Origin of the sequence: Streptomyces alanosinicus, from assembly GCF_014650595.1 — a bacterium.
Lineage (GTDB): Bacteria > Actinomycetota > Actinomycetes > Streptomycetales > Streptomycetaceae > Streptomyces > Streptomyces alanosinicus.
In genome coordinates this window covers 1-6,739 of the sequence record NZ_BMVG01000089.1, presented here as the reverse complement: position 1 = coordinate 6,739, position 6,739 = coordinate 1, and the positions used below count along the sequence as shown (strand labels likewise).

The window sequence follows — 6,739 nt, the reverse complement described above, 5'->3', positions numbered from 1 at the left end:
TGCCCGACGCCGGTCACTACATCCCCGAGGAGCAGCCCGAGGCCGTCGCCGCCGCCCTCATCGACTTCTTCAGCGGCCGTTAGTGCTCTAGCAGGAGGGCGATCCTCATTGCCCTCGGGGGCCCGTCAGTTACGGGCCCGCCCCGCGCGCCTACGGACCTGCCGTGAACCGCCCGTCGCCCCGCTCGTGCAGCCAGCCCCGGGCGGCGAGCTTGGTCATCTTCGCCCGCAAAGGTTCCAGCTTGCCGTGTACCGAGGCGTCCAGCCCCAGCCGCTCGCCGACCGCCCTGACCTGCACCGGGCCGTCCGCCTCCCGCACGATCGCCAGGATCTTGCGGTAGTCGCCGGGCAGCCCGCCCTCGTCGGCCGCGTCGCCGCGGTGCGGGACGAGCAGGACTGCCCGCCCGGCCACCTTCGTCGATGCCGGAGCGACAGCCCGGCATCGGCCCGGGCCTGCTCGGCCAGGCGGTTCAACACTCCGCTCCGCGATCGCCAGTTCGTGCCGCTAGGCCTGCCTCCTGGAGTTGCTTGCCCAACTCCTCGGCGAGAGCATCCAGTTCGCTCCGGCGGGCGGTGATCCTCTGCCGCTCCTGCATCCCCCGCGCCCTCCCGCGTTCTCACGGTGTGCCGACCTGCTGACGGATCGTAGGCGGAGGCCGGTCGTGGGCGCAGCCGAACCCGGCATCCCGCCAGAACCGGACCTGCCCGATGATCTACACCATGGTCATCGGCCGCCGACCGCCACGAGTACCCAACTCGCCATTCACACCAGACCCGTGACCTGCGACTTCACGATGCACACCGCTCAATGGCGAACCGCGCAAACCGTCCGCAGCGACGCGTACACACGCGATCAGTTCATCTCGCTGGCTGAGAACGCATCAGCCCTGGGTCCGCAAGCACGTCGACCGCGCGCTCCAGCAACGCGACGCACGGAGAAACACCCCTGAATAGCCAGGTCCTCCCTCATGACACCTCCTCCGGTGGTTCGGGGAGTTCCCCGGGACCACGATGTCGATGCTGGTGGCGCCTGCTTCTTCGAGTTCGGTCCTGCGTCGGTCGACGCTGGTCTTGTCGTACGCGACGGCGGTGGCTGTGTCAGTGCGTACGGATGCCGTTTCGAGACGACTTCGGATGTCACTGCGGCCTTTCCTCGCGGGCCGATTGTGGCCGCCGCCCTCGACCCATCCGGTCGGCATGCGACGACGACCGGATTCACCCAGACCGATCGCCGCACGACTGTGTTCCTCGCGGCAGGGCAGGAGGTGAACCCGTTCGGTGGATTGCATCCGGGCCGGTCGAGCGAGATGCTGCCCGCGCAGAGCGCGGGTGGGAACGGATCGCTGTCTACGGTAGTGCGGTGACACCGCCTCTGTCCTTGGTCATCCAATCGAGTCGTTTGTCAGCGAACCCAGTCGTTTCGGCTTCTCTGACAGTGAATCTAGTTAGCGGGCTGCACTCGACTAACTTCGCTGCCCATGTGTCCTCACCGCGGTCGTCAATGCGGGGTTGGGGCCAGCACCTTCGACGGACGCCGGAACCTCGTGGGGAGAGCCTGCCATGGCGAGGAGTGAGCCAGGAACCCGCCGTCTCGAGCCGCAACGGCACGGGATCGCCAGCTTCGTTATGCCGGAGTTCTACGCACCCTTCCCTCTGGAACGCAATCCGCATCTTCGGGAGGCGTCCAGGCGGATGTGGGAGTGGATCGGGGCAATGGGGCTGGCGCCCACCGAAAAGGCGCAGGCCCGGATGCGTGCGACCGGCGCCGACCTCTCGGGCTCCTATGTGTGGCCGCGCGCCGATCTGGATCTCCTTGCCACCGGCCTGAGGTGGCTGGCCCTGACGTTCCGGATCGACGACCAGATCGACGAGGACGACCAGGACGACCGGCTCGCAGAACGTGCCGCGGTCATCGCCGACCTGCGTGGCATCCTGCACGGGCATCCGCCGGTCGTGGGCAGCGTCGTCACTCGGGCCCTGACACAGCTGTGGCAGGAGACGGCCAAGGGCCGCGCCGAAGACTGGCAGCGCACCTTCATCGGGCACTTCGAGGCGTGGCTCGACTCCTACTCCACCGAGGCCCGTCTCAAGACCGCCCGCCGCCCGCCTCAGTTGCACGAATACCTGGAATGGCGCCGGTACTCGGTCGGCATGCCCTGGCTGTGGGACTTGGGAGAGCTGACGCTGCCCACTCTCGTGCCCGAAACCATCCGCGAATGCCGCCCGATGCGCGAACTGCGCCACGCCGCAGCGCTGCACATCGCCCTGGTCAATGACGTTTATTCGGTTAACCGGGAACTTCTCGTCGGATACCCGTGCAATGCGGTCCTTATCATCCAGCAACAGCACAGTCGTTCCCCCCAGGAAGCCGTGGACGCCGTCGCCGACCAGGTCGCCGACCAGGTCCGCGTCTTCCAGTGCGCCCGCACGGCACTGGAGCGGGAACTCGACAAGCAAGACGTCTCCGTCGGCAGCCGCACTGCCGCAACCGCCTACGCCGAGACCTGCGCCGCCAACATCCGCGGACAGATCGCCTGGCACTCCCAGGTCAGGCGCTACGACATCGACGACTTCCGCCGAGCCTCCGGATCCGAACCGCTCGCCAGCTACCCGGATGATCTCCTTCTCCGGCCATCGGAAGGAGCTGTCCGGGAAACGACCCTCTAACTACGCACGGTGACAGACCACGAGAATCTGATCCTCGTTCGCCCTGCAAAACAGTCCTTTGGCGGTGCTCGCAGAGGCAACAAACCAGGTCTGATCGTTTGACATCCAACCTAGTCGCCCAGGCCAGGATCCCGCGCCGGACTAACTTGGCTGTCAAAGGACAGAGGAGCAGCGTTTCTACAGTAGTTCGGGAGGCACTTCGGAGGCCGGCACCGAGCTGTTGTTCACGACGATGGACAGCACCGCCCACCGCCGGGGAAGCACTCCGCCGTCTGCGGCGCCATCGGAGCACGGGTTGCCGAGGACAAAAGCGCTGGCGTAGAAACGCTGCTCCTCGACGTGTACAGAGCCACGAGGGCACGGGCCGTGGTCGCCCGTGTGGGTAACTCGGCACGCGGTACCTCCAGTGGGCAAGGATCCGGTAGAACCTGGGTGACCGGCCCGCTACTTGCTTTCCAGGCGGGCCGCCGTCCGTTCCACGGCGAAAGCGAGCCCTGATGAACACTTCCGAAGGATGGCGGCCTCACCGCGTCCCCGAAGCCCGCGCCAAGGCCCGGCGCCCCCAGGAGGCCGGTCGACCAGGCGAAGGTCGGCAGGTCCTCCGTACATCGCCGTGTACAGGGCATGACCCACGGAGAGGCAGCGGCAGCCCTCGACGAAGCCGAACTCGATGCGCACCTGGACCGCCGCTACGAAGACCTGGCCGATGACGGCGGCCGCCATGTAGCCGAACTCGCCGAATGGGCACGCATCGTGCAACTGCTCGCCACCACCGGCGGGACCTACGACCCACAGGCCGACACCGTCGTCCAGGACGAACTCGCCGCCGACGCGGAACGCGAACGTGCCCAGCAGTTGGAGGACGAGCAGCACCGCCAGGAGCAAGAAGCCGAAGCCGCCCGTCGTACCGCCCTCGCCCCGGACATCTTGCGCCATGCCCTGCTGCGCACCCTGGCCCGCACCGGTCTGCTGGACTCGCTGAGCGAGGACGAGCGGTCCGCCGTCGGCCGACTGCCCGACTCCGACCCCACGGCCGCACTCGCCCTCAACACTCTGATGGGCCGCGCATACGCGGCCGGCGCGGGCACACCCTCCGGGAGCCAGTCGTGACCGTCGGCGGTGAGGTACGTGAAGTGACTGTCTCACCGGGGAGCCGCCCCACGTCGCGGTCAGCGGCAGTTGCGGAGGTAGTGTGCCGGTTCGACTCGGCCCGTGACCGCACGAGGCCGCAGGAGGGGGAGCGCGTGAAGAACCGGTTCGCGGGTGGTTGTACCAGGTGCTCGGTGCTGGTGATGCCTGATGGAGGGTTTCTCCGGAAGAACGACGAGGGCTGGGAGGCGTGGTGTGTGACCTGCCAGAGTCTCGATGAACTCGCTGAGTCTGAGGACTTCGATCCGGAAAACCTGATGCTGCCCACGGTGCCGCCGTCCGGCTCTGCGACCACACTCGACCTGCGAGTGCTGGGCATGACCAGGGCGTGCTGGAAGTGCGGCGAGAACACGCTGTGCCTGATCGGGCTGTACCCGAACCGGCCCGCGCGCGGCTACGTGGGGCTGCACACCACGGACAACGAGAAGACGATGGAGTTGTGCCAGCTCTTGGCAGAGCGCGAAGGGCGCGCGGAGCTGGCCGCCGGCGTCAAGAGCCGGTATAGCCGGACCATGCGCGAGCGACAGTTGGCCAACGGCTGCCGACGCTGTGACGCGCTTCAGGGTAACTTTCCGGTTCATGAGGAGGCTCTGGGACGAGTCGCCTCGGGCGGGGTGGATGGTCTGGACACCCTGTTCGTCGCCAGTTGTCCGGTGCTGGAATGGCAGGCGGTCATCTACGACTTCGGCGGCGGCGTCATCGCCATCTGATCAAGCACGAACGAGCCCAGGCGGAGTGCTCTCCTCGTCCGCCCAGGACTGGCTGCCGCCTGTGCTTCCGGCGGGCAGGGGCTCGTCGTACAGACCTCAAGGTGGGCCTTGGCGCGCAGTCTGGACAGCCGGTTGAAGAAATAGCCATATCGGGTACGTTTCCCTCAAAGCCTTCCATCGTTCAAAAATCGTGACACAAAACCCATACACAGCCCTTCCTACGACGGCGATGAGAACCCGAGCAACGCGGCCGTTCAGGCCGGGATCCAGGCCGTAGTGGACGCGCAGTTCGACTCAATCCATCGTGTCTTCGCAGAAGCCCTCAGCCTCAACACAGCCGTGGCCGAGCAGCATGATGCCTGGCTGCATCGCCTGCTCCGAGAGACCGTTCCCCTCATCCACGAGGTGGAGAAGTTGGTGGCGCTGCTTGTGGCATGCGCGCTGAAATCCGGCTGGAGTAACGACCGCGTCGTCTGCTCCATGGGCAGGCCCGCAGGCGATCTATCCCATTGGAGGACTGCGGACGCCCAAGTGGCTGCCGATGCTGCCGTCGGGGACGAACCGAGCGACAACTGGAACATGGCAACAGGCGAGGCCTATCTGGGCGCGCAGTGGGCTGTAGAAAATCACGAGTACCTGCGGCAGCGTGCCTACCAGCTGATGCGCCTTCTGCTGCTCCATGAGACCTCGTCCTACGCGGCTGACGGCCTGACCTGGATCGACGAGAAGTCACGCCGCTGCATCCAGAACGGCTGGTTCCTGCAAGCGAAGCGGGCAGCAAGCAGACGCGCCTCCGCCGCAGACTCGAACGACCAGGGCGCAGAGGAGCCACCGACAGCTGAGGTGCCCGCCAAGAGCGCCTAATGTCCGACTGAGAGCAGCGTCTTCCCGGCGATCCCGAGCACCGCGGCCGCCGCCGCGCACGTGCGCTTGCCCCGGCGGCCCGATGCAACGCGACGCCCTTCCGAAGCCCCTCCGGGTACAGGGACTATGCGTCCCGCCGGTGTAGGGCTGGCCGGCGGTGAGGCGGGCGGTCTCGGCTGAGTGGATGCCCTTGACCGTGGAGAAGGCGAGGCGCACGCCCCACCCTTGTTCGGTCTGTTCGACGCTGTGGTGGCGCGGGAGTGGTTGACGTCGACGGACAGGACGGGCACGCCGTAGCGGCGGGCGTCGGCGACGATGACCCGGCGCGGCCACATCCCGGGGTCGTGCTCCAGCAGCCCCGCATACAGGAATGCCGGGAAGTGAGCCTTCAGGTAGGCGCTTTGGAGGGCGGGGACGGCGAAGGCGACGGCGTGGGCGCGGCAGAAGCCGTACGCGCCGAAGGAGGAGACGGTCTCCCACACTTCGTCGAGGACGTCCTTGGCGTAGCCGCGCTCGCCGGCGGCGCGGCGGAACCACTGCTCGACCTTGGGCAGCCGGTCGGGATCGGCGAGGGCGCGGCGGGCGACGTCGCCGGCGGCACGGTCGCAGCCGGTCATCCGGGCGAGGATGGCGATGATCTGCTCGTGCCAGATCACCACGCCGTACGTGTCGGACAGGATCGGCTCCAGGTCCGGGTGCGCGTATGTCGGCGCCGCGCCGTGCCGGGCGGCGATGAACAGCGCGCGGGCATGCCGCCTTGCACGGGGCCGGGCCGGAAGAGGCTGATGTCCGCGATGACGTCCTGCATGTGCCGCGGCTGAAGGCGCCCCACCAGATCCTGCTGACCGGGACTTTCGAGCTGGAAGAGGCCGATGGTGTCGCTGCGCTGGATGAGCTCGAAGGCGAGACGGTCGTTGAGGTCGACGTGGTCGGGGTTGTCGAGATCGAGCTGGCGGCCGGTGGTGCGGCGGATCTCGGTGACCGCGTGGGCCATCGCGGACTGCATCCGCACCCCGAGGACGTCGAGTTTGAGGAGGCCGAGGTCTTCGACGTCCTCCTTGCCGGCCTGCACCATCGGGTAGCCGGCCGGGGTCGGCTGCACAGGCAGCCTGTAGGATCCGCGGCTTGGTGAGCATTTCCGCGTGATCATGAGCACTGACTCAACGACCGCCTGGCTCACAGGGGCAGATCCCGCGGCAAACGTGCGGGGGCATCGTCGCCCAGACGACGCAGGCCCGAACGCAGTGAAGGCCCGGTGAATACCGGGCCTTCACGTGAGAGTAGCGGGGACAGGATTTGAACCTGCGGTGTATTGACTGAACTAAAGCTCGCGTTTTCGCAGGTCAGAGG

General features: G+C 67.2%; 6 protein-coding genes and 1 pseudogene. 4 read left to right on the top strand and 3 right to left on the bottom strand.

Going from position 1 to position 6,739, the window contains the following annotated elements; genetic code table 11:
* Positions 1-150: 150 nt before the first annotated feature.
* On the bottom strand, positions 151-411 hold the full coding sequence (locus tag IE277_RS45995; protein ID WP_189960025.1) for a hypothetical protein: 261 nt from the start codon (positions 409-411) through the stop codon (positions 151-153).
* Between the two features lie 469 nt (positions 412-880).
* Positions 881-1,198, bottom strand: a complete 318-nt coding sequence (locus tag IE277_RS50305; RefSeq protein WP_506005357.1) for a DUF8636 domain-containing protein — start codon at positions 1,196-1,198, stop codon at positions 881-883.
* A gap of 361 nt (positions 1,199-1,559) precedes the next feature.
* On the opposite strand from IE277_RS50305, the gene IE277_RS45990 reads away from it, so the two are divergent.
* The 4 genes from IE277_RS45990 to IE277_RS45975 all read left to right on the top strand — a co-directional run bounded on the left by IE277_RS45990 (position 1,560) and on the right by IE277_RS45975 (position 5,389).
* Positions 1,560-2,666, top strand: coding sequence for a terpene synthase family protein (locus IE277_RS45990; protein ID WP_189960024.1), 1,107 nt, complete (start codon positions 1,560-1,562; stop codon positions 2,664-2,666).
* A 624-nt stretch (positions 2,667-3,290) separates the two neighbouring features.
* Entirely contained in the window at positions 3,291-3,776 is a 486-nt protein-coding gene (locus IE277_RS45985; RefSeq protein WP_189960022.1) for a hypothetical protein, read from the top strand.
* 134 nt (positions 3,777-3,910) lie between these two features.
* Positions 3,911-4,525 (top strand): hypothetical protein, encoded by a 615-nt coding sequence (locus tag IE277_RS45980; RefSeq protein WP_189960020.1) that lies wholly within the window; start codon positions 3,911-3,913, stop codon positions 4,523-4,525.
* Positions 4,526-4,801: 276 nt separating this feature from the next.
* Entirely contained in the window at positions 4,802-5,389 is a 588-nt protein-coding gene (locus tag IE277_RS45975) for a hypothetical protein (protein WP_189960017.1), read from the top strand.
* A 138-nt stretch (positions 5,390-5,527) separates the two neighbouring features.
* Here IE277_RS45975 and IE277_RS45970 read toward each other — a convergent pair.
* Positions 5,528-6,500, bottom strand: a pseudogene (locus IE277_RS45970) (DNA polymerase III subunit alpha); the annotation flags it as partial.
* Between the last annotated feature and the right edge of the window lie 239 nt (positions 6,501-6,739).